Source organism: Candidatus Pelagibacter sp. Uisw_137, from assembly GCF_047720245.1.
Lineage (GTDB): Bacteria > Pseudomonadota > Alphaproteobacteria > Pelagibacterales > Pelagibacteraceae > Pelagibacter.
On the sequence record NZ_CP159811.1, the window covers coordinates 207,585 to 229,461 of the forward strand.

20 protein-coding genes are annotated in these 21,877 nt (G+C 30.3%); 11 read left to right on the forward strand and 9 right to left on the reverse strand.

Translation table 11 applies throughout. The annotated features are described in order from the left end of the window. Window positions 1-2: 2 nt before the first annotated feature. Window positions 3-1,085: a chorismate synthase gene (gene aroC, locus ABXT61_RS01110; RefSeq protein ID WP_415315484.1), complete on the reverse strand. Its 1,083-nt coding sequence runs from the start codon at window positions 1,083-1,085 to the stop codon at window positions 3-5. 33 nt (window positions 1,086-1,118) lie between these two features. On the opposite strand from aroC, the gene pdxH reads away from it, so the two are divergent. Beyond that, a complete protein-coding gene (gene pdxH / locus ABXT61_RS01115) occupies window positions 1,119-1,745 on the forward strand; it encodes a pyridoxamine 5'-phosphate oxidase (protein ID WP_415315485.1) in 627 nt (208 codons plus the stop codon). Here the strand turns inward: pdxH and ABXT61_RS01120 are convergent. Then, on the reverse strand, window positions 1,742-2,755 hold the full coding sequence (locus ABXT61_RS01120; RefSeq protein ID WP_415315486.1) for a polyprenyl synthetase family protein: 1,014 nt from the start codon (window positions 2,753-2,755) through the stop codon (window positions 1,742-1,744). The two genes, pdxH and ABXT61_RS01120, sit on opposite strands and share 4 nt — an antisense overlap. A gap of 112 nt (window positions 2,756-2,867) precedes the next feature. On the opposite strand from ABXT61_RS01120, the gene ABXT61_RS01125 reads away from it, so the two are divergent. Genes ABXT61_RS01125 through ppdK form a run of 4 tightly spaced genes read left to right on the forward strand, consistent with a single transcriptional unit; the run spans window position 2,868 to window position 9,277 of the window. Further along, on the forward strand, window positions 2,868-3,674 hold the full coding sequence (locus ABXT61_RS01125) for a S49 family peptidase (RefSeq protein WP_415315487.1): 807 nt from the start codon (window positions 2,868-2,870) through the stop codon (window positions 3,672-3,674). Continuing rightward, the gene (locus ABXT61_RS01130; RefSeq protein WP_415315488.1) at window positions 3,664-4,548 is read left to right on the forward strand and encodes a glycine--tRNA ligase subunit alpha; all 885 of its coding nucleotides are present in this window, start codon (window positions 3,664-3,666) and stop codon (window positions 4,546-4,548) included. Before ABXT61_RS01125 ends, ABXT61_RS01130 begins: the two co-directional genes overlap by 11 nt. Further along, the gene (gene glyS / locus ABXT61_RS01135; RefSeq protein ID WP_415315489.1) at window positions 4,548-6,614 is read left to right on the forward strand and encodes a glycine--tRNA ligase subunit beta; all 2,067 of its coding nucleotides are present in this window, start codon (window positions 4,548-4,550) and stop codon (window positions 6,612-6,614) included. The genes ABXT61_RS01130 and glyS overlap by 1 nt, the downstream gene beginning before the upstream one ends. Then, window positions 6,614-9,277 (forward strand): pyruvate, phosphate dikinase, encoded by a 2,664-nt coding sequence (ppdK, locus tag ABXT61_RS01140; RefSeq protein WP_415315490.1) that lies wholly within the window; start codon window positions 6,614-6,616, stop codon window positions 9,275-9,277. The genes glyS and ppdK overlap by 1 nt, the downstream gene beginning before the upstream one ends. On the opposite strand, the gene nadC is transcribed toward ppdK, so the two are convergent. The 4 genes from nadC to ABXT61_RS01160 form a co-directional block, all read right to left on the reverse strand. After that, window positions 9,274-10,107, reverse strand: a complete 834-nt coding sequence (nadC, locus tag ABXT61_RS01145; protein WP_415315491.1) for a carboxylating nicotinate-nucleotide diphosphorylase — start codon at window positions 10,105-10,107, stop codon at window positions 9,274-9,276. The two genes, ppdK and nadC, sit on opposite strands and share 4 nt — an antisense overlap. 5 nt (window positions 10,108-10,112) lie before the next feature. Further along, entirely contained in the window at window positions 10,113-11,102 is a 990-nt protein-coding gene (gene nadA, locus ABXT61_RS01150) for a quinolinate synthase NadA (protein ID WP_415315492.1), read from the reverse strand. Between the two features lie 530 nt (window positions 11,103-11,632). Next, complete coding sequence (locus ABXT61_RS01155; RefSeq protein WP_415315493.1) at window positions 11,633-12,697, reverse strand: hypothetical protein; 1,065 nt, start codon at window positions 12,695-12,697, stop codon at window positions 11,633-11,635. Beyond that, on the reverse strand, window positions 12,694-13,581 hold the full coding sequence (locus tag ABXT61_RS01160; protein WP_415315494.1) for a YgfZ/GcvT domain-containing protein: 888 nt from the start codon (window positions 13,579-13,581) through the stop codon (window positions 12,694-12,696). The genes ABXT61_RS01155 and ABXT61_RS01160 overlap by 4 nt, the downstream gene beginning before the upstream one ends. Before the next feature lie 43 nt (window positions 13,582-13,624). On the opposite strand from ABXT61_RS01160, the gene ABXT61_RS01165 reads away from it, so the two are divergent. Beyond that, on the forward strand, window positions 13,625-14,929 hold the full coding sequence (locus ABXT61_RS01165) for a dihydroorotase (protein ID WP_415315495.1): 1,305 nt from the start codon (window positions 13,625-13,627) through the stop codon (window positions 14,927-14,929). Here the strand turns inward: ABXT61_RS01165 and ABXT61_RS01170 are convergent. Continuing rightward, window positions 14,926-15,258 (reverse strand): DMT family transporter, encoded by a 333-nt coding sequence (locus tag ABXT61_RS01170; protein ID WP_415315496.1) that lies wholly within the window; start codon window positions 15,256-15,258, stop codon window positions 14,926-14,928. The two genes, ABXT61_RS01165 and ABXT61_RS01170, sit on opposite strands and share 4 nt — an antisense overlap. Then, window positions 15,258-17,153, reverse strand: a complete 1,896-nt coding sequence (locus tag ABXT61_RS01175; RefSeq protein WP_415315497.1) for a propionyl-CoA synthetase — start codon at window positions 17,151-17,153, stop codon at window positions 15,258-15,260. Before ABXT61_RS01175 ends, ABXT61_RS01170 begins: the two co-directional genes overlap by 1 nt. Before the next feature lie 215 nt (window positions 17,154-17,368). Between ABXT61_RS01175 and ABXT61_RS01180 the strand changes: the two genes are divergently transcribed. From ABXT61_RS01180 to ABXT61_RS01195, 4 genes are all read left to right on the forward strand, one after another. Then, window positions 17,369-18,139, forward strand: a complete 771-nt coding sequence (locus ABXT61_RS01180; RefSeq protein WP_415315498.1) for a bacteriorhodopsin-like — start codon at window positions 17,369-17,371, stop codon at window positions 18,137-18,139. 84 nt (window positions 18,140-18,223) lie between these two features. Further along, window positions 18,224-18,544 (forward strand): 2Fe-2S iron-sulfur cluster-binding protein, encoded by a 321-nt coding sequence (locus ABXT61_RS01185; RefSeq protein ID WP_415315499.1) that lies wholly within the window; start codon window positions 18,224-18,226, stop codon window positions 18,542-18,544. After that, window positions 18,545-19,561 carry an NAD(P)/FAD-dependent oxidoreductase gene (locus tag ABXT61_RS01190; protein WP_415315500.1) on the forward strand — a complete coding sequence of 339 codons (1,017 nt, stop codon included), beginning with the start codon at window positions 18,545-18,547 and terminating at the stop codon, window positions 19,559-19,561. Next, entirely contained in the window at window positions 19,558-20,184 is a 627-nt protein-coding gene (locus tag ABXT61_RS01195; protein ID WP_415315501.1) for a glutathione S-transferase family protein, read from the forward strand. The genes ABXT61_RS01190 and ABXT61_RS01195 overlap by 4 nt, the downstream gene beginning before the upstream one ends. Here the strand turns inward: ABXT61_RS01195 and ABXT61_RS01200 are convergent, their stop codons facing one another. Further along, window positions 20,185-21,012 (reverse strand): phytanoyl-CoA dioxygenase family protein, encoded by an 828-nt coding sequence (locus ABXT61_RS01200; RefSeq protein WP_415315502.1) that lies wholly within the window; start codon window positions 21,010-21,012, stop codon window positions 20,185-20,187. Between the two features lie 18 nt (window positions 21,013-21,030). On the opposite strand from ABXT61_RS01200, the gene ABXT61_RS01205 reads away from it, so the two are divergent. Next, window positions 21,031-21,822, forward strand: coding sequence for an MOSC domain-containing protein (locus ABXT61_RS01205; protein WP_415315503.1), 792 nt, complete (start codon window positions 21,031-21,033; stop codon window positions 21,820-21,822). The last annotated feature ends 55 nt before the right edge of the window (window positions 21,823-21,877 follow it).

A 21,877-nucleotide genomic window follows, 5' to 3' on the forward strand; every position in this document is an offset into this window, starting at 1 on the left:
AATTAGCTACACTGAGCTTTGTTCATTAGGTAATGGTCTAATAAAACGCAATTCATCATTGCTTCCCCTACTGGAACAGCACGAATGCCAACACAAGGATCATGCCGACCTTTAACAGAAATAGTAGTATTTTTTCCAAACTTATCTATAGTTTTTCTAGTTGTTAAAATCGATGATGTTGGTTTAACAGCAAATGAAACAACAATTTCCTGTCCTGTTGAAATACCACCAAGAATTCCACCTGCATTATTAGAGTTAAATTTTAATTTTTTACCTTTTTGCGAAATTTCGTCTGAGTTCTGCTCTCCACTTAATTGAGCAGAGTTCATTCCTGAACCAATATTAACACCCTTAACAGCATTAATACTCATCATTGCAGAGGCAATATCCATATCTAGTTTAGAATAAATTGGAGCACCTAAGCCAACAGGAATTCCTCTAGCTCTTACCTCAATAATTGCACCACAAGATGATCCAGACTTTCTTATATCTAACAAATATTTTTCCCAAAGTTTTAGCATATTTTTATCAGGACAAAAAAAGGGATTTTTATTAATTGTTAGATCGTTCCATTTACTAGTATCACATCCCAACATTCCCAATTGAGTAACAGCTCCTACAACTTTAAATTTTTTACCTAATTTATTCTCTAAAACTTTTTTAGCAATTGCACCTGCAGCAACTCTTGCAGCTGTTTCTCTTGCAGAGGATCTTCCGCCACCACGGTAATCTCTTATTCCATACTTCTTAAAGTACGTAAAGTCAGCATGCCCAGGTCTAAATTTATCTTTGATATTTCCATAATCTTTTGATCTCATATCTTGATTGTAAATAATTAAAGAAATAGGTGTCCCAGTTGTTTTGCCCTCAAACACACCCGATAAAATTTGAACTTTATCATCTTCTTTTCTTTGTGTTGTAAATTTTGATTGTCCTGGTTTTCTTTTATCTAGCTCAACTTGGATATCTTGCTCTTTTAAGTTTATATTGGGTGGACAACCATCAACAACACAACCTAATGCTGGGCCATGAGATTCTCCCCATGTTGTGAAACGAAATTGCTTTCCAAAAGTATTAAATGACATTATCTATAGTATATAGATTATTTTGTTAAAATTATGAATCAAAAAAACTCATTAGGCCTTAATAAATGCTTTTTAGATAAAATTGATCCAATAGATTTATTTGAAGTTTGGATGAATGAAGCAAAAAAAACAGAATTAAACGATCCAAATGCACTAGCATTAGCCACATCAGATCAAAATAATTCTCCATCAATTAGAATGGTCTTATTAAAAGACTTTAACAAAGATGGATTTGTTTTTTATACCAATCTAAATAGTCAGAAAGGAAATGAATTAAAAAATAACCCAAAAGCATCCATGTGTTTTCATTGGAAAAGCCTTCTAAGACAAGTAAGAATTAATGGAATGGTACAAAAAGTTTCTAATGAAGTGGCAGATGAATATTATAACAGTAGAGGTTATGAGAGCAGAATTGGAGCATGGGCCTCAAAACAAAGCACTATATTAAATAATAGAGATGAACTTTTAAACTCAATAGAAGAATATAAGAATAAATATAGTAATAAAAATGATGTTCCAAGACCAGAGCATTGGTCAGGTTGGAATTTAATACCTACAAGTATAGAATTTTGGTTGGATGGAGATAGTAGAATTCACGAAAGATTAAAATATACTAAGGATAATAAGGGTAACTGGGCTAAATCTTTATTAAGTCCTTAAAAAGTTCTTTGTAGACTAAACGAGGTGAGACTTTCCAAAATCTTTTTTTCATCACTATCTTTGAAGACTGTTAAAGAATTTGATGCAAGATTAATAAAATGTTCAGCTTTTTTGTAGCATTCATTGATTATGTTGTATTTCTTAATAAGCTCTAAAGTAAAATTTAAATCTTCATTTGATCTTGTTTCTTGTTTAAAAATATTTTTTAACTTATTTTTTTCTATTGATGATACATTTTGAAATAATAAAATCACAGGTAGGGTAATTTTACCCTCAAGAAAATCTTTACCAATTTTTTTACCAAAAAATTTTAGATCAGAATTGTAATCCAATGTGTCATCAGCAATTTGAAATGTTAAGCCTAAGTTTTTTCCATAAAACTCTAGTGCTTCTTTTTCTTTTGTTTCTGTATTTGATAAAATTGCACCAACTTTAGTTGCTGCAGAGAAAAGCTCAGCTGTTTTTGCTGTAATAATTTTAAAATATGTTTCTTCTAACATGTCTACTTCGCTTTTGTGTTGTAGTTGTAATACTTCTCCTTGAGCGATCTTTGACGAAGTTGAAGATAAAAGTTTTAAAACTTCTATATTCCCATCATCGACCATCATTTCAAAACATCTACTTAAAAGGTAGTCTCCAATTAATACAGAAGAGTGATTCCCCCAAACTGAATTTAATGTTTTTTTACCTCTTCTAATATTTCCAAGGTCAATAACATCATCATGCATTAAAGTTGCTCCATGGATCATTTCTACACATGCTGCTAAATTAATATCTCGACCTCCTTTAGTGTAGCCACATAACTTTGCTGACCCAAGTGTTAGTAGGGCTCTTAGTCTTTTTCCACCAGTATCGATATGATATTCGGTCATTTTTTGAACGAGGTCTACTTCACTCAAGAGCTTTGATTTAATCTTTTCTTCAACTAAAACTAATTTCTCATCAACAGAATCTTTTAGTTGATAATATGAATTATTTATTTTGTTTTTTAGCTGAACTACAGTTCCCATAAAAAATAAGTTAGTATAATTAAGTTATATTTATTACTTATCAATTGACGCACCTTAATCTTCAACTATAAGTAGGCTTTATATTAAATCAAAAATTCTATAAGGATTAACAATGTTCTCTTTTTTTAAAAAGAAAAAAATAATAGCTCATATCAAGCTAAATGGTGTGATCGGTAATGCTGGAAAGTTTAAACAGGGCATAGACTTTGCAGGACAAGAAGAGATTATAGAAAAGGCTTTTTCACTAAAAAAAGCTAAAGCAGTGGCAATTACAATCAATTCACCAGGTGGATCGCCTGTACAATCACATTTAATCTACAAATTTATTCGAGCTCAAGCCAAGAAAAATAAAATAAAAGTAATAGTGTTTGCAGAGGATGTTGCAGCTTCTGGTGGATACTTAATAGCTTGTGCAGGAGATGAGATATATGCAAATTCAAGCTCAATTATTGGATCTATAGGAGTTATATATTCATCATTTGGATTTACAGAATTGATTAAAAAAATTGGTGTAGAAAGAAGAGTTCATACGGCAGGAAAAAATAAAAGTTCACTAGATCCATTTCAAGAAGAGAAGACAGAGGATATTGAGAGACTTAAGAATATTCAATTAGATCTACATAAAGACTTTATTAAAGTTGTAGAAGAAAGCAGAGGATCTAAACTTAAAAAAGATGGTATTGAATTATTCTCAGGAGAGTTTTGGGCAGGTAGTAAATCAAAAGAGCTAGGTTTGATTGATGGATTAGGTAATGCTAATGAAATCTTAAAAGAAAAATTTGGTGAAGATGTTGTTATTAAAAAATTTGAAAAATCTAAAGGCTGGTTAAGCAAAAAACTTTCCTCATCAAGCAATCAAATGGATCAACTAGCAAATATTTTAGAGGAAAGATCTATCTGGCAAAGATATGGCTTCTAAAGAAAAAATTATAAAACCTAAATTTCAATCATTTCAAGATACTATTTTGAATCTTCAAAAATATTGGGGTAAACATGGTTGTGTTATTCTTCAACCATACGATATTGAGGTGGGGGCTGGAACCTTTCATCCTGCTACAACCTTAAGATCATTAGGGCCTAAGCCATGGAAAGCAGCTTATGTTCAGCCATCAAGAAGACCTACTGATGGAAGATATGGAGAGAACCCGAATAGATTACAACATTATTATCAATTTCAAGTTTTAATAAAACCATCACCAGATAATATCAAAAAGCTTTATTTAAATAGTTTGGCTGTAATTGGTATCAACCATAAAGAGCATGACATTAGATTTGTTGAAGATGATTGGGAAAGTCCAACTTTAGGTGCGGCAGGTTTAGGATGGGAAGTTTGGTGTGATGGTATGGAAATTACTCAATTCACATACTTTCAACAGATGGCTGGATTTGAATGTAAACCTGTTTCAGTTGAAATTACATATGGTCTTGAAAGAATTTGCATGTTCACTCAACAAATGAAAAATGTTTATGATCTATTATGGAATAATGAAGGTATAAAATATGGGGATGTATTTCTTCAAGCAGAAAAAGAATTCTCAGCATATAATTTTGAACACGCTAATACAGATAATTTATTCAAAATGTTTGATATGCTTGAGCTTGAAGCAAAAGCATTGGTAGAAAAAAAAATTTCACTACCTGCATATGATCAATGTTTAAAAGCAAGTCATGTTTTTAATATCTTGGATGCAAGGGGAGTTATAAGTGTTGCCCAAAGAGCAGGTTATATAGGGCGTATTAGAGACATTACAAAAGCAGTTGCAGAAAGTTGGTTAAGCAGTCAAACAAATTAATGTCAGAATTTTTTATAGAGCTGTTTAGTGAAGAAATACCAGCTGGTTTGCAGCGTAACTCACGTAATGTTTTATTAGAAAATTTTCAAAATTTATTTGAAGAAAAAAAAATTTCATTTAAGAAAAGTTCATCATTTTCAACACCAAATCGTCTTATAATTTTATTTGAGGGTCTATCTAAAGAGATAAAACAAAAAGCTGAAGAAATAAAAGGACCGAATATTAAAGCGCCAGATAAAGCTGTAGAGGGCTTTTTAAGATCAAATCTAATAGATAAAAAAGATCTCTTTATAAAAAAAATAGAAAAAGGAGAATTTTATTTTTTTAAGAAACTATCAAATAAAACTAATACAATAGATTTGTTACAAGAATATACACCTTTAATCTTTGATAAATTACAATGGAAAAAATCTATGACTTGGGGAAACTATAATCTTAAATGGGCGAGACCACTAAAATCTATTTTAGCAGTTTTTAATAATAAAAGTTTAGATTTTAAATTTCATCATTTAATATCTTCCAACACAACATTTACTGATAAAGAGTTCGAAGATAAAAAAAAAATATTTAAGACTTTTAAAAGCTATAAAGATTTTTTCAATCAATCAGGTATAATTATAGACCACGTATTAAGAAAAGAGTTTATTGTTAAAGAAATTGAGAAAATATCTAGTAAAAATAATTTTACCGTTGAGTCTAACAATAAACTTTTGGATGAAGTCACAGATATAGTTGAACAACCGAATATTATAGTATGCAAATTTGATCAGAAATTTTTGAATATTCCAAAAGAAATTTTGATAATTACAATGCAATACCATCAAAAATATTTTCCAACATTTGATAAAAAAGGAAAAATTACCAATGAATTTTTAGTTGTAGCAAATAACAATGATGAAAAAGGTTATATTAAACTGGGCAATGAAAGAGTTGTAGAGGCAAGATTAAGTGATGCTCAATTCTTTTGGGAAAAAAATAAATCTCAAAATTTAGTTAAGCAAGTTTCAAAATTAAAAAGTATGAATTATTTTAAAGGTCTTGGAACTTATTTTGATAAGATTCAAAGAATGAGAAAGCTTGGAGGAATGATCTCTGATGAACTATTGATTAGTAAAGATCAAGTTGAACTATCAGCATCAATTTGTAAAGTTGATTTAGTTTCTGATATCGTTGGTGAATTCCCTGAGCTTCAAGGAATTATGGGCGGACATTTCGCTGAAGTTCAAGGTTTTGATAAAGAAATAGCCTTAGCTGTAAGTGAACATTATCTACCAACAGGACTTGATAGTAAGACTCCAAAAAAACCATTTAGTATTGCTTTAGCTTTAGCTGACAAAATTGATACTCTAGTTGGGTTTTTTGGAATTGATCAAAAACCAACAAGCTCAAAAGATCCTTATGCACTGAGGAGATCAGCATTAGGAGTTATAAAATTATTAATAGATAATAATAAAGAATTTAAAATTAAAGATCTTATTAGTTATTCAACTTCTCTACATAGGGATCAAGGCTTTGAACTTTCAAATGATTTATCTCAAAAAGAACTAGCAGAGTTTTTAATGGACAGATTAAAATATTATATGAAAGAAAAGAAAATTAGAACAGATATTGCTGAAGCTAGCATTAACTCATATGGAATAGACCATATGAATAAAATATATAAAAAAGCCTTAACTTTAAATAATTTAATAAAAAAAGAGATTGGTGAAGATGTAATCGCAAGTTACAAAAGAGCATCAAGTATACTGGAAAGTGAATTAAAAAATAGCGATCTTGAATTATCAAATACAACTGACCCTGGTATTTTTAAAAATGATTATGAGAAAAATTTATTAAAAAAGATTAATGAATTAAGGAAATATTTTACGAATACAAATAAAGATGAAAATTATATGGAATCACTTACGAATTTAGCAGGTGCCAAAAAAGTGATTTTTGATTTTTTTAACAATGTAAAAGTTAACGATGAAGATAAAAGTATCAAAAAAAACAGATTGGAACTTTTGCAAATGTTATGTAGAACCTTTGATAACTACATAAACTTTTCAAATATTGAGACCAAATAGTGAATAAATTAATTTTAAATTTCAAGTCTAAGGACTCAAAAAAAATAAAAAACCCAAAAAACTTTTTGGGTGGAAAAGGTGCAAACCTTTCTGAAATGGGGAGAATAGGCTTACCTGTTCCACCGGGATTTACTATCTCAACTAAAGTGTGTGAATTATTTTATAAAGATAAGAAAAAATTAAATCCACAAATAGTTAGTACTATAAAAAAAGAATTAAAAATTATTGAAAAAGAAGTTGGGAAAAAATTTGGTGATTTAAAAAACCCTTTATTATTATCTGTTAGATCTGGTGCTAGAGTTTCTATGCCTGGTATGATGGACACAATTTTAAATTTAGGTTTGAATGATAAAACAGTAATTGCACTTGCAAATAAAACTTCCAACATGAGATTTGCAAAGGACAGCTACAGAAGATTCATCCAAATGTATGGAAATGTTGTAATGGGAGTTGAAGGCTATCATTTTGAAGAATTAATTGAAAACTACAAACTAACTAAAGGTGTTCTACTTGATACAGATTTAGATGAAAATGATTGGGAAGGGCTAATTAATGATTTTAAAAAAGTTGTTAAGGATCAGGCTAGAAAAGATTTTCCTCAAAATGTATATGACCAATTACTTGGTGCAATTAGTGCGGTATTTTTATCTTGGGAAAGCAATAGAGCAAAAGTCTACAGAAAATTAAACCAGATCTCTTCAGAATGGGGAACAGCAGTTAATGTTCAGTCTATGGTGTTTGGTAATATGGGTGATGATTGTGCAACTGGTGTTGTCTTTACAAGAAATCCATCAGATGGTGTTAATGAAGTTTATGGTGAATATTTAATTAATGCTCAAGGAGAAGATGTTGTAGCGGGAACAAGAACTCCTCAGTATATAACAAAAAAAGCAAGAAAAGATGCAAAGGTAAAAGAAGCTTCAATGGAAGAATCTATGCCAAAAGTATTTAAACAATTGGATAAGATTTTAAAAATTTTAGAAAAACACTACAAAGATATGCAAGACGTAGAATTTACAGTTGAAAATAATAAATTGTGGATGTTACAAACAAGATCTGGGAAGAGAACTTCAAAATCTGCAGTTAGAATTGCAGTTGATATGGTTAAAGAAAAATTAATCTCAAAAAAAGAAGCAGTAATGAGAATAGATCCTGCTTCTTTAGATACATTGTTACACCCTACATTGGATGAAAAAAGTATACCAAACGTTATTGCAAAAGGCTTGCCAGCTTCTCCAGGCGCTGCAAGTGGTAAAGTTGTTTTCACATCAGAAGAAGCAGAAAGATTAAATAATGTCATGCAGGATACTATTTTAGTACGTGTAGAAACCTCACCTGAAGATATTCATGGAATGCATGCTGCTAAAGGAATTTTAACTGCAAGAGGTGGGATGACTAGTCATGCTGCGGTGGTTGCAAGGGGCATGGGAAGACCATGTGTTTCTGGCTCTAGTGAGATTGATATAAACTATGATGCAAAAACTTTTAAAACATCTTCCGTTGAAATTAAAGAAGGAGACATTATTACAATTGATGGATCAACGGGAAGAATTATTCTAGGAGAGGTACCAACAGTTAAACCAGAAATCTCAGGAGACTTTTCTAAATTGATGAGCTGGGCAGATAATTTTAGAAAATTAAAAGTAAGAACTAACGCGGAAACACCATTAGATACAAAAACTGCAAGAGACTTTGGTGCTGAGGGTATAGGGCTTTGCAGAACAGAGCATATGTTTTTTGATGAGGAAAGAATTTTATCTGTCAGAGAAATGATTTTATCAAAAACAGTGGAGGATAGAAATAAAGCACTAGAAAAGCTTTTACCACACCAAAAAAAAGATTTTGTTGAAATATTTAAAATTATGAATGGCCTTCCTGTAACAGTGAGATTGTTAGATCCACCATTACATGAGTTTCTTCCAAAAACAGAAAAAGAAATTAATGATGTAGCAAAAGTTGTGGGTTTACCGTTAAAAGAAATTGAGTCTCGAATTAATGAACTACATGAACAAAACCCAATGTTAGGTCACAGAGGTTGTAGATTGGGAATTTCATTTCCAGAAATTTATGAAATGCAATGTAGAGCAATCTTTGAAGCTTTATCTGAACTTAAGATAAAAAAAATTAAGTCGGCATTTCCAGAAATTATGATCCCTCTAGTATCAACCGAAGCTGAGATTAGAATAATGAAAGATTTAGTAGTGAGAGTTGCAAAAGAAGTTCAAAGGGATAAAAACATTAAAGTAGATTATTTAGTTGGCACAATGATTGAATTGCCAAGAGCTGTAATTAAAGCTGATGATATAGCTAAACATGCAGAGTTCTTTAGTTTTGGAACTAATGACTTAACTCAAACAGCATTTGGCTTAAGCAGAGATGACAGTGGTAAATTTTTAAATGATTATCTTGATAATAAGATTTTTTCTATAGATCCATTTATCTCTTTAGATGATGGAGTAGGTGATTTAATAGAAATTGCAGTTGAAAAAGGAAGAAAAACAAATAAAAAAATTAAACTTGGAATTTGTGGAGAACACGGTGGAGACCCTAAAAGTATTCACTTTTGTGCAAATGTAGGTTTAGATTACGTTTCTTGCTCACCATATAGAGTTCCAATAGCAAGATTAGCTGCTGCACAAGCAGAGCTGTCTAAAAAAAATTAAATTTCTAATTTAAAATCTATAGCAGGCACACTATGAGTGATGTTACCAATAGAAATTCTATCAATACCAGTTGCTGCAATTTTTTTAACTGATTTTAGGGTTACATTTCCAGAAGCTTCAGTTTCGTAATACTTTTTGGCTATTTTAACACCTACCTTAAGTGTTTTATTGTTCATATTATCAAACAAAACAGTATTAAATTTTAAACCCATTATTTTTTTGAGCTGATTTAAATTATCAACTTCTACTGTAATTTTTCTTCCTTTTTTATTTTTGATTGCAAGAGACACTAAAGTTTTAATATCAGAGCTTGCAATATGATTGTCTTTAATAAGAAATTCATCACTTAAGTTAAATCTATGGTTTGTACCACCACCTAACTTAACAGCATATTTTTGTATTACCCTTAAGGTAGGAATCGTTTTTCTAGTACAGCAAATTTTACATTTTTTATTAACCAATTTAACAAATTGATTAGTTTTAGTGGCAATTCCAGAGATATGACTCATAAAGTTTAAAGCAACTCTTTCACCAATTAGAATATTTTCAGCCTTACCCTCAATTATAGCTATTATATCATTCTTATTAATTATTGAGCCTTCTTTTTTTTTAATAATAAATCTAATCTTACCATCTATTAATTTAAATGTTTGTTTTGCAAATTCTAATCCAGCTATCACAGCTTGTTGATTGGAAATTAATTTAACTTTTATTATCTTATTATTCTTAACTAAGTTTGAAGTGATATCGCCAGAAGGGTACAGATCTTCATTTAAGGCAAGCTTTACAACATTCTTGATATAATAATTACTTAATTTAATTTGAGACACTTTTATTATCTGCCGATCGCAACCATTCTTTCAACAGGAATTCTTGCTTTTTCTATTGTCTCTTTATCCATTATGATTTCACCAGTTTCATTTTCTAGGCAATCTAAAATTTTTGGTAATGTAATTTTTTTCATATGAGGACAAAGGTTACACGGTCTAATAAACTCTACATTTGGGTTTTCTACTTGAATATTATCACTCATGGAGCATTCAGTAACCATCATAACTTTTTTAGGTTGATTGTCCTTAACATATTTAATCATTCCACCAGTTGATCCAGCAAAATCACTTGCTTTAATTACATCAGGTGGACATTCTGGATGAGCTATTATTTTAATACCAGGATTTTTTGCTCTAATATCATGTATTTCTTTTTCTGTGAACTGGTCATGAACCATACAAATGCCTTTCCAAGCGATAATTTCAACTTTAGTTTGGGAAGCAACATATTTTGCTAAGTATTCATCAGGTAAAAAAATAACCTTTTTAACACCAAGAGATTCTACAATTTTAACTGCATTTGCAGATGTACAGCAAATATCTGTTTCAGCTTTGACATCTGCAGAAGTATTTACATATGAGACAACAGGTAACCCTGGATATTTTTCCTTTAACAATCTTACGTCTTTACCTGTAATTGACGATGATAAAGAGCAACCTGCGGTCATATCAGGAAGTAAAACTTTTTTTTCAGGACTCATCAACTTAGATGTTTCGGCCATGAAGTGAACTCCTGCCATTACAATGATATCAGCCTCAGTTTTTGAAGCTTCAAATGCAAGAGCTAACGAATCTGCTGCAACATCTGCAATACCGTGATAAATTTCTGGAGTTTGATAATTATGAGCAAGTATAATTGCATTTTTTTCTTTTTTTAGTTGATTAATTCTATGAATATAAGGAGCATGAACTGACCATTCAATCTCAGGCATAACCTTTGAGATTTTTTGATAAATAGGATCTGTTGCCATTCTTACTTCTGGTGTAAATTCCATGGCAAAACCTATCAATTTGATACATGCTTGTCATTCATTAATTCTGACGCACTAGGCAATTTCAAAACTTTTTAAAAATGGAGGTAGAATAATTCATGCGTGCCAGCAAACAATCAATGTGGTCATTGATTTTGGCAATTTTCTTCAAAGCTTTTTTAGTTTTTATGATGAGTCAAACGGATATCAATCAACAGAAATTGATTTGGTAGATGTTTATAATGATCAGAATTATTGGCACATTAGGTGACAAGCTAAAAATAAAAGATTAGAATTTAATTCTTTTATCCTGTTATATATTCTCATTTTAACAATTAAAAAATTAAAAACATAATTCAAAAGTACAGCAGTCAGATTATAAATATGCCTGAGATAAGAAACCTGTCTCTATTGATATTTCTATGAATAAAAAATCCTCAATTGGTATTATGTGGAAGAGATATAAAGATAAAATAATTTTTTTTTACAATATGCAAATAAGAGATTATTTAAAAAAAATTTTTACAAAAAAATGATAATTTAACTAAATTAAATTATTGATAATTTTCATTTAAGATATTCTGAACACATTCAAATAAATATTTGTAGCCTGCTTGGTTGGGATGCCCATCATGTTTATAAAAGTTATTAAGGTCATTATTAAAATCACACTCAAAAAGTTTAGATGTTTTTTGGATATGTTTTTTAACACGAATAGAATTATAACTATCACCATTTGTAATCTCATTTTTTTGTTTAAGTCTGACAAAGATAATATTTGATTTATATTTTTTTATTAAATTATCAATCGACTCTAGGTTTGAAATTATTTTCACATTTTTTGATTCATAAAAGTTGTTCTTTAAAAATTGATAAGGATAAAAAAATATACTTAGTTGAGATATATATTTTTTGACCTGTCTTTTATAAATTTTAAAAGTTTTCTTGTTATCAGAATTTCTATTTATTCTTTGTGATTTTAAAAAATTTAAGTGATCATTTAATGAAATTGGATTAAAACTATAAAAATTTTCGTAACCACTGCAATTTAAATAACTTTTAAGGCAATTTATTACTTGTTCACTGTGGTTAAATAGGTCTCTTCTTAAATCATCACCCAAGTAAAGAACAATAACTTTTTTAACATCATAATCATTAGAGATATGTTTTTCTAATAATTCAAATTGTTTAAAACCAGTACCTAAAATCCCTCCATTTATTACTTGATAATCTTTGTAGGAACCATTGAATTTATCTACCCATGAATAATAGCCCTGTCCCTCTGTAAAAGAGTCACCTAAAAATAGTATTGATTGTTTATTTTTTTTAATATTATTTTTTTGAACTAGGCCATAATTATTAGTTTGAATTGTGTAATCATATTCCTCTATAAAGGAATTCTTTACGTCATAAAAAGTTCTGGAAACAATTTTTTTGTTGGCATGATACTTGAAAATTTTGTCAACATTTTGAAAAACATCCCCCTCAGAAAAAAGCATATATCTATTGTTAGCTAAATTTTTTTTATTTTTGTCTCCTAGAGTTGAGTCAAGAACAATTTCTATAGTGAAAAGTGTTACTATTAAAGTAGCCACTAAAAGAAAAAAGTTTTTTTTCATCTAATCCAATTTGTTTTTTTAATTTTTAAAATTGCATTTTTACTTTTTAATTCATCATCTTCATTAAAATTATTATCTAAGTATTTAATTAATGCAAAAGGGTATTTATCATCGATCAACACTTTCCCTATTTCAATATCATTAGTATAAATTGGAGCACCTTCGATTAATTTTCCACTGATTAAATTTATTGCTAATAATCTTCTGGAAAGTTTATTTTTTAGTTTTATTCTAGCAGTATTTTCTTGTCCAATATAGCAGCCTTTTTTAAAGTCTATTCCATTAAGTTCCTCAAAATTACACTCAATTCCAAATAATTTATTCTGTAGTTTGTTCATGCTTTTTTGAGCTATTCCTAAGTCATGACTGAATTGATAATATTCATCAATTGGAGAATCTTTTAACTCTAATTTTTTTAAAGTTAGATAAAGTTTTTCTAAATTAATAATAAGCCTCGCTCCTAGATTTGTATTTCTTGGATCTAGTAAGATTGAATCTTCTCTATATTTAATTGTATTTCCGGGAATATCTTTTGATCCTTCAAATTCTAAAAACCTTTCTTTATTGAGTGCTGCAATAACAAATTCATTGCTTAGATTCATAATTTCAACTTTTGATCTAAGTTTATAGACACTAAGTTGTTTAAAAAGTGCTTCTGTTTGAGATTTTTCGCAGTCAATCAGGTAGCCAGACTTGTGTTTTATAATAATAAAAGCAAAAAGAAATTTTCCTTGTGGAGTTAGTAATGATGCAAAGCAGCTATTAACATCATTAACCTTGTTAATGTCGTTACTAATTAGGTTTTGTAGAAATTCTTTAGCATCAGCTCCATTTATATACAGAATTCCTCTATCTTCTAAAATGTATACATTTTGAGTATTCATAATTGATTGATGCACAAATATAATATAATTACTTTTTTCATAAATGTTAGATCTAATAATTAAAAATGGCTCATGCTACATAGACAAAGATCTTAAAGATCAAGATATAGCAATCAAAGATGGTAAAATCACAGAAATTGGTAAAATTGATAATCAAGCCAAAGAAGTTTTTGATGCTAAAGGTTTAATTGTTTTACCAGGATGTATTGATACCCAAACTCATTTTAGGGAACCTGGTTCAACTGATACAGAAGATCTTCATTCAGGAAGTAGGGCAGCAATTGTTGGAGGAATAACGAGTGTTTTTGAGATGCCAAATACTAATCCACCAACTTCTAATAAAGTAGAATTTCAAAAGAAATTAGATCTCGCAAAAAATAGAATGTATTGCAATTATGCTTTTTACTTTGGTGCAACACCAGATAACGCTGATGAGTTAGCAGACTTAAAAAATTTAGAAGGATGTTGTGGAATTAAGCTTTTTGCTGGTTCTTCAACAGGGAATTTATTGGTTCAATTTGAAGAAGATATTGAAAAAGTATTTAAAAGCAGCTCTAAAGTTGTTTCAGTTCACTCCGAAGATGAAGAGATTTTAAATAGGAATAAAAAATTAATTAAAGAAGGAGATGTTCACTCACATCCAATTTGGAGAAGTGAAGAATGTGCGATTTCATCAACTAGAAGAATTGTAAGAATAGCTGAAAGATTTAAAAAAAAGGCACATATTCTTCATGTTACAACAAAACAAGAAATTGATTTTTTATCACAGCACAAAGGTAATATTACATTTGAAATAACACCCCAACATCTTTCTATATATGCACCTGATTGTTATAATAAATTAGGAACATACGCTCAAATGAATCCACCAATAAGAGATAAGTCTCACTATGACAGGTTGTGGTATGGAGTAAAAAATAACCTTAATGATACAATTGGCTCTGATCATGCTCCACATTTAAAAGAAAACAAGGAAAAAAATTACCCAAATTCACCATCTGGTATGCCAGGTGTTCAAACACTTTTACCAGTTATGTTAAATCATGTTAATGATGGAAAATTAAGTTTAGAACAATTAATGAATTCTATATGTGAAAATCCAGTAAAAATTTTTGGGATACAAGATAAAGGTTTTATTAAAGAGGGTTTTGATGCTGATTTCACAATTGTAGATATGAATAAAAAAATTACAATTAAAAATGAAAATATTGAAAGTAAATGTGGTTGGTCACCTTTTGATGGATATGAATTTAAAGGCACACCAGTATCAACAATCATTAATGGTCAAATTAAAATGATAGATGGTAAAATTTTAGGTGATCCTGAGGGTAAGGCCTTAAAATTTTAAATAGTTTTTATAGTAAAACTATTTACCAGAACAACACCAGTAACAATAAAAAACAACCCTAACACAGCCTGCCAAGATAATGATTGTTTAAAGAAAATATATCCCAATATTGCAATTGTAAATATACCAAGGCCACTCCATGTTGCGTAAACAATAGCTATTGGAAGTTTATCAACTACAAATGTTAAAAGATAAAATGAAGATAGATACAAAACTGCAAGCGCTGTTGTTGGAATTATTTTAGTAAAATTTTGTGAAACGGGTAATAACATTGTTCCACCAACTTCACAAAAAATTGCAATAATCAAAAATAAGTAAGTTTTAATCATTATTTAAGAATATTATTTTTAATTAAATCTTCTTTTATCTCAGCTAAAATCGCAGGATCGTCAATAGTTGCTGGCATTTTATAATCTTCTCCATCAGCAATTTTTCTTATTGTCCCTCTTAATATTTTACCAGATCTTGTTTTTGGCAATCTTTTAATAACAATTACAATCTTAAATGCAGCAACAGGACCAATTTTATCTCTAACCATTTTTATACATTCTTTTGAAATAGTTTCGTTATCTTTTTTAACACCTGTCTTAAGAACAACTAGACCAATTGGTAATTGTCCTTTTAATTTATCAGCAACTCCTAATACCGCACACTCAGCAACTGATTGATGTTCTGATAAAACTTCCTCTATAGCACCTGTCGATAATCTGTGACCTGCAACATTAATAATGTCATCTGTTCTAGACATAATCCAAATATACCCATCTTCATCTATATGACCTGCATCATAAGTTTCATAGTAACCGTCATAGTTAGTCATGTAATTATCTTCGTATCTTTTATCTGCATTCCATAAGGTTGGAAAAGTTCCAGGAGGTAAAGGTAATTTTACAACTATATCTCCCATCTCATTAGGTTTAGCTAGAGTTTGATCTGGTTTCATAATTTTTACATCATAACCAGGAACTGCTTTGCAGGCTGAGCCATACTTTGTTTTCATCATCTCAATTCCTGTACAGTTAGAACTGATTGCCCAGCTAGTTTCAGTTTGCCACCAGTGATCAATTACGGGAACTTTTAATAAATTTTCAGCCCATTTAATGGTATCGGGATCTGCTCTTTCACCAGCTAAAAACAATGACTCAAATTTACTTAAATCATATTTAGAAAAAAACTTACCCTCAGGATCCTCTTTTTTAATAGCCCTAAAAGCAGTTGGTGCAGTAAAAAGTGATTTTACCTTATAGTCTGAAATTATTTTCCAAAAAGCACCAGCATCAGGAGTACCAACGGGCTTTCCTTCAAATAATACTGTAGTGCAACCTTTAAATAAAGGTGCATAAACAATATAAGAGTGACCAACTATCCAGCCAATATCACTTGCTGACCACCAAACATCATCAGCATCAATATTATAAATATTTTTCATAGTCCATTTAAGAGCAACTATATGACCTCCAATATCCCTAACAATTCCTTTAGGCACACCTGTGGTTCCTGATGTATATAAAATATAAGCAAGATCATTTGAATTCATTTCAACACAATCTACTTCTTTTGCATTTGAAAGTGCTTCACCCCAACTGATTTCTTTTGGAGCATTAAGTTCAACTGTATGATCTATTCTTTGAAACAAGATCATTTTATCAATTTTATGAGAAGCCATTTTAGTTGCTGCATCAACCAACGGCTTATATTCAACAGTTTTTCCAGGTTCAAAGCCACATGAAGCTGTAACTATTACTTTTGCTTTACTGTCATCAATTCTGCTAGCAAGTTCATTTGAGGCAAACCCCCCAAAAACCACAGAGTGAATTGCTCCAATTCTCCCACAAGCCAACATTGCTATAACTGCCTCTGGAATCATAGGCATGTAGATTATAACCCTATCACCTTTGTCGACTCCTTGATTTCTTAGCGCTCCTGCAAATTTTGAAACCTTTTCTCTTAATTCTTTGTAGGTAAACTGCTTTTTGTTGCCAGTTATTGGGCTGTCATAGATTAAAGCTAGCTTCTCACCTCTGCCTTGATCGATATGAATGTCTAAAGCATTATAACAAGTGTTGGTAACACCATCCTCAAACCATTTATAAAAAGGTGGATTAGATTTATTTAAAATTTTAGTGGGTTTTTTAAACCAAAAAATATCATTAGAGACTTCTTGCCAAAAATCTTCAGGATTTTTTAAAGAATTTTGGTAAATATCATTAAATTTTTTTGACATATTATTTGATTCTATTTTGTTAGTTTTTTTAGCTTATTAAATTAAAAATTGTATTAAAATTTAAAAAGTAAGTAAAATCAATACAAATTAGATACAATTAAACCTTCTAAAAACTAGATAACTTTGATAGTTAACCTTCAGCGTGATCTAAGTTTTTGTTTAGGTCTAGTTTATATAAACTAAAAGTTAAAAACTAACAAAAGAGGGAGTTTTTTATGAAAAAACTAAAATTGTTTGCTCTTGCAGCTGTAGCCCTAATGGGTCTATCAGGTGCAGCAAACGCAGAAACAGCCTTATTGGCTTCTGACGACTTCGTTGGGATCTCATTCTGGCTTGTATCAATGGTGATGTTAGCATCGACTGCTTTCTTTTTCCTAGAAGCTGGAAATGTTGCAGCAGGTTGGAGAACATCAATAATTGTATCTGGTTTAGTAACTGGTATTGCCTTTGTACATTATGTGTATATGAGAGATGTATGGGTTATGACTGGTGAGTCACCAACTGTTTACAGATATATTGACTGGTTAATCACTGTGCCATTACTAATGATAGAATTTTACCTTGTTCTAGCAGCAGTAGGTAAAGCAAATTCTGGAATATTCTGGAGATTGTTAATTGGAACAGTTGTGATGCTTGTAGGTGGATACTTAGGAGAAGCAGGATACATTAATGCTACACTTGGTTTTGTAATTGGTATGGCTGGATGGTTCTACATTCTTTATGAAGTATTCTCTGGTGAAGCAGGAAAAGCTGCAGCAAAAAGTGGAAACAAAGCTCTTGTTACTGCATTTGGTGCAATGAGAATGATCGTTACAGTTGGTTGGGCAATTTACCCATTAGGTTACGTATTTGGTTACCTAACAGGTGGTGTAGATGCTGACTCGCTAAACGTGATTTACAACATAGCTGACTTGCTAAACAAAACTGCATTTGGTCTAATCATTTGGGCTGCGGCAGTGCAATCAGGTGGTAAAAAAGCTAAGTAATTAGTTTTAAACCTAAATAATTTAAAAAGGGCGAGTACATTTTGTGTACTTGCCCTTTTTTTTTATATAATTATATATAGTTCAATGCCTAAAATTACCTACATTGAAAACAATGGAAAGTCTCATACTATAGAAATTGCTAACGGACTAAGCGTGATGGAAGGTGCAGTTCAAAACGACATTCCTGGGATTGATGCAGATTGTGGAGGTGGTATGGCTTGTGCTACTTGCCATGTTTATGTCAAAGAAGAATGGTTTGATAAGCTTCCAAAAAAGGAACAAGGAGAAGAGGACATGCTGGATATGGCATTTGAGCCTAACAAGTTTAGCAGATTAAGCTGCCAATTATTAATTTCAGATGAATTAGATGGACTAATAGTTAGTCTTCCATCAAAACAAGGTTAAATGATTAAAACAGATACTTTAATAATAGGCGCAGGCCCAGTTGGATTATTTTGTGTTCATCAATTAGGAATAATTGGATTAAAATGTGAAGTAGTAGACAACTTAGATAAAATTGGCGGTCAATGTATTGAGCTTTATCCTGACAAACCTATCTATGACATACCAGCGGTTCCTGAGTGTACAGGGGAAGAGTTAACTAATAATTTAATTGAACAAATTAAAGCATTTAAAACAAATTTTCATTTAAACGAGAGAGTAGAGAAAATTAAAAAAGTTGAAAAAAAATGGTTAATAAAAACCAATAAAGGAACTAAATTTGAAGCATCAAGTATAATTATTGCGGCTGGTGTAGGATCTTTTGAACCAAGAAAATTCCCAACAAAAGAAATTGAAAGGTATGAAGGAAAACAAATACTTTATTCAATTAAAGACAAAACAATCTTTAAAGATAAAACAGTTACCATTTTTGGTGGAGGAGACTCCGCATTAGATTGGGCGATAGAACTCTCAAATACATCTAAAGTTATATTAGTACACAGAAGAGATGAATTTAGAGGAATGCAAGCAAGTATTGATAAAGTTAACCAATTAAAAGATGAATGTGAAATAGAAGTTTATACAAAGTATCAACTAGATTCAGTTAGTGGTAATGAAAAAGTTGAAAGTATTAACATCAAACATGATGATGAAAGTATAAAAGAAATTAAAACTGATTATGTTTTAGGCTTTTTTGGATTAATAATGCAACTAGGACCGATTGCTGAATGGGGATTAAATTTAGATAAAAAGACAGTACCTGTTAATACAGAAAATTTTGAGACTAATAAAGAAGGTATTTTTGCTATTGGTGATATTTGTACTTATCCAGGAAAACTTAAATTAATTCTTTCAGGTTTTCACGAGGGTGCACTAGCTGCAAGAGGTTGTTTTAAATATGCTAAGCCAGATGAAAAATACAGATTTGAGTTTACTACCTCATCTAAAACAGTAAAAGGTAGACTAGGTGTTAAAGAGTGATAGAGCTATATACCTCCGATACTCCAAATGGAAAAAAAATAACCATATTATTAGAAGAAATAGGTTGTGATTTTAAAGTTACAGCAGTTGACCTGTCGAAAGAAGAGCAGTTTAAACCTGATTTTAAAAAAATAAGTCCCTTTGGAAAGATACCTGTAATAGTAAATCATGAAAATCAAGAATCTGTCTTTGAGTTTGGAGCGATCCTTATGTATTTAGCAGATAAATATAATAAATTTTATGAAGCTAAAGATCGTAATGTTATTAATCAGTGGTTAATGGCACAGATGGGAACCATTGGACCAATGCTAGGACAGCATCATCAATTTCATCATTATAATCCTGGCAAAAGTCAATTTGGAGAAGAGAGATTTTTTAAAATTGCTAAAAGATTATATGGTGAGTTAAATGAAAGATTGTCTTCATCAAAATACTTAGCAGGTAATGAATACACAATTGCAGATATTGCAACTTGGCCTTGGCTTGCTAGACATGAATGGCATGACATTGGGCTTAAGGATTATAAAAATTTAACAAGATGGTATTTAGATATCGCAAATAGAGAAGCTGTTATAAAGGGTTATGATCTTTTAAAAAATGGTTCCAAGATACCAAAACCTTAATTAAAAACTTCCTTTTTTTGTAGAGCCAGGATAAAAAATTCTTTGAAGATCATCATTTGCTTTCTTCCTTATTTCAATATCCCTTGAGTTCATTAGGCTGCTTGGTCTTTTAGTATGTTGATGATACTTGAAAGTATCATCTCCTCTTGCTTGCTGAACATACATTTTGCCTAAAACTTGATCTACATTACTGCCAATATAACTTTGAACCACAAACCCAATTCTTCTATCATTACTTTTATTTAGTCCCGAACCGTGAACTATTGTTGGATGATGTAAGGACATTTGCCCTGCTTTTAGAACTAATGGTGTTGTTTTATCTAATGGAACATTTTCAACAGTTTGACCTCTTGTTAATAAGTTGCCTTCATCATATTTTTGCTCATGATGTCTGACATTATTTTTATGTGAGCCAGACCACATTCTCATACAACCATTTTCTTCATTAGTATCAGTTATTGCCAACCAAGCTGTTACCCAATTATGTGGTTCCAGTCCAATATATGTTGCATCTTGATGAAAACTTACAAATCCTTTTTCATATGGGTTTTTAATAAATAAAGTTGTTCCACAGATAAGAATATTTTTTCCAATTAAACTCTCAACAGCATCTAACATTTTAGAGTTATGACAAACTTCATCGAGTATGGGAGAAATCATATGTACATAATTTCTACCAGCTCCTTTCAGTTCATCAGGCCATTTAGTTTCAATATTTTCTATTTCTTTTCTTATCTCAAATGCTTGATCTTTAGTTAAGACTTCTATTGGAGCAACATAGCCATTATCATTATACTCTTGAAGTTGATTTGAGGACAATTTAGGCATATTATTTAAAAATATTATATGAGTGCAACAATTTCTTCAATAAATTATTGTCCAGTTAAATCTGTATCATTTCAAACTATTGATAAGTGCAAAATTAAAAAAGATATTGGAATTATAGGAGATCGAATTTTTGCATTTGCTAAAGATCTCAACTTAGATAAAGCACACCAATTTGAAAAAAGTCCAGAAGAGAGAAAAGGTAAATGGAATAAAGTTTTAACTCTTAAAAATTCCCCAGTTTTAAATAAGTATAATTTTTTGTATAAGAAAAATAGCTTAACATTAACCTTGAATGATAAAGAAATTTTAACAATCGATATAAATGAATTAAGTGAACGTCAATTACTTTCAAATAAGATTATAGAATTAGAAAATTCTTTAAAGGAACCAATAGTTTTAATGAAAAATGAAGAGTTTCCTTTTTTTGATACATCAATTTCAAATAAAGTTGATTTTATTAATTCAGTCTCACTTATAAACATACAAAGTGTCGATGATTTCCAAAAAAAAATAAATGAAAAAATTGAAATATCTAGATTTAGAGGAAATATATGTATTGATGGAATTAAGCCTTGGGAAGAACGAGAGTGGATAGGAAAAAGTATAAAAATTAATAATATTTCCTTTAAGGTTGAGAAAAATATTCCAAGATGTGTTGCAATCAATTTAAAACCAACAACAAATGACAATTCTTTAAATTTACTTCAATCATTAAAAAAAAATTATAATCATTTTGAAATGGGAATTTATTTGACCGCACTTGATGATGGTGAAATTAATTTAGGAGATAAGCTTGAGATAACTATTTAATAAAAATATTTTATTAAGCAACTTTAAGTTGTATTTACTTTTTTGGTGTACAAAC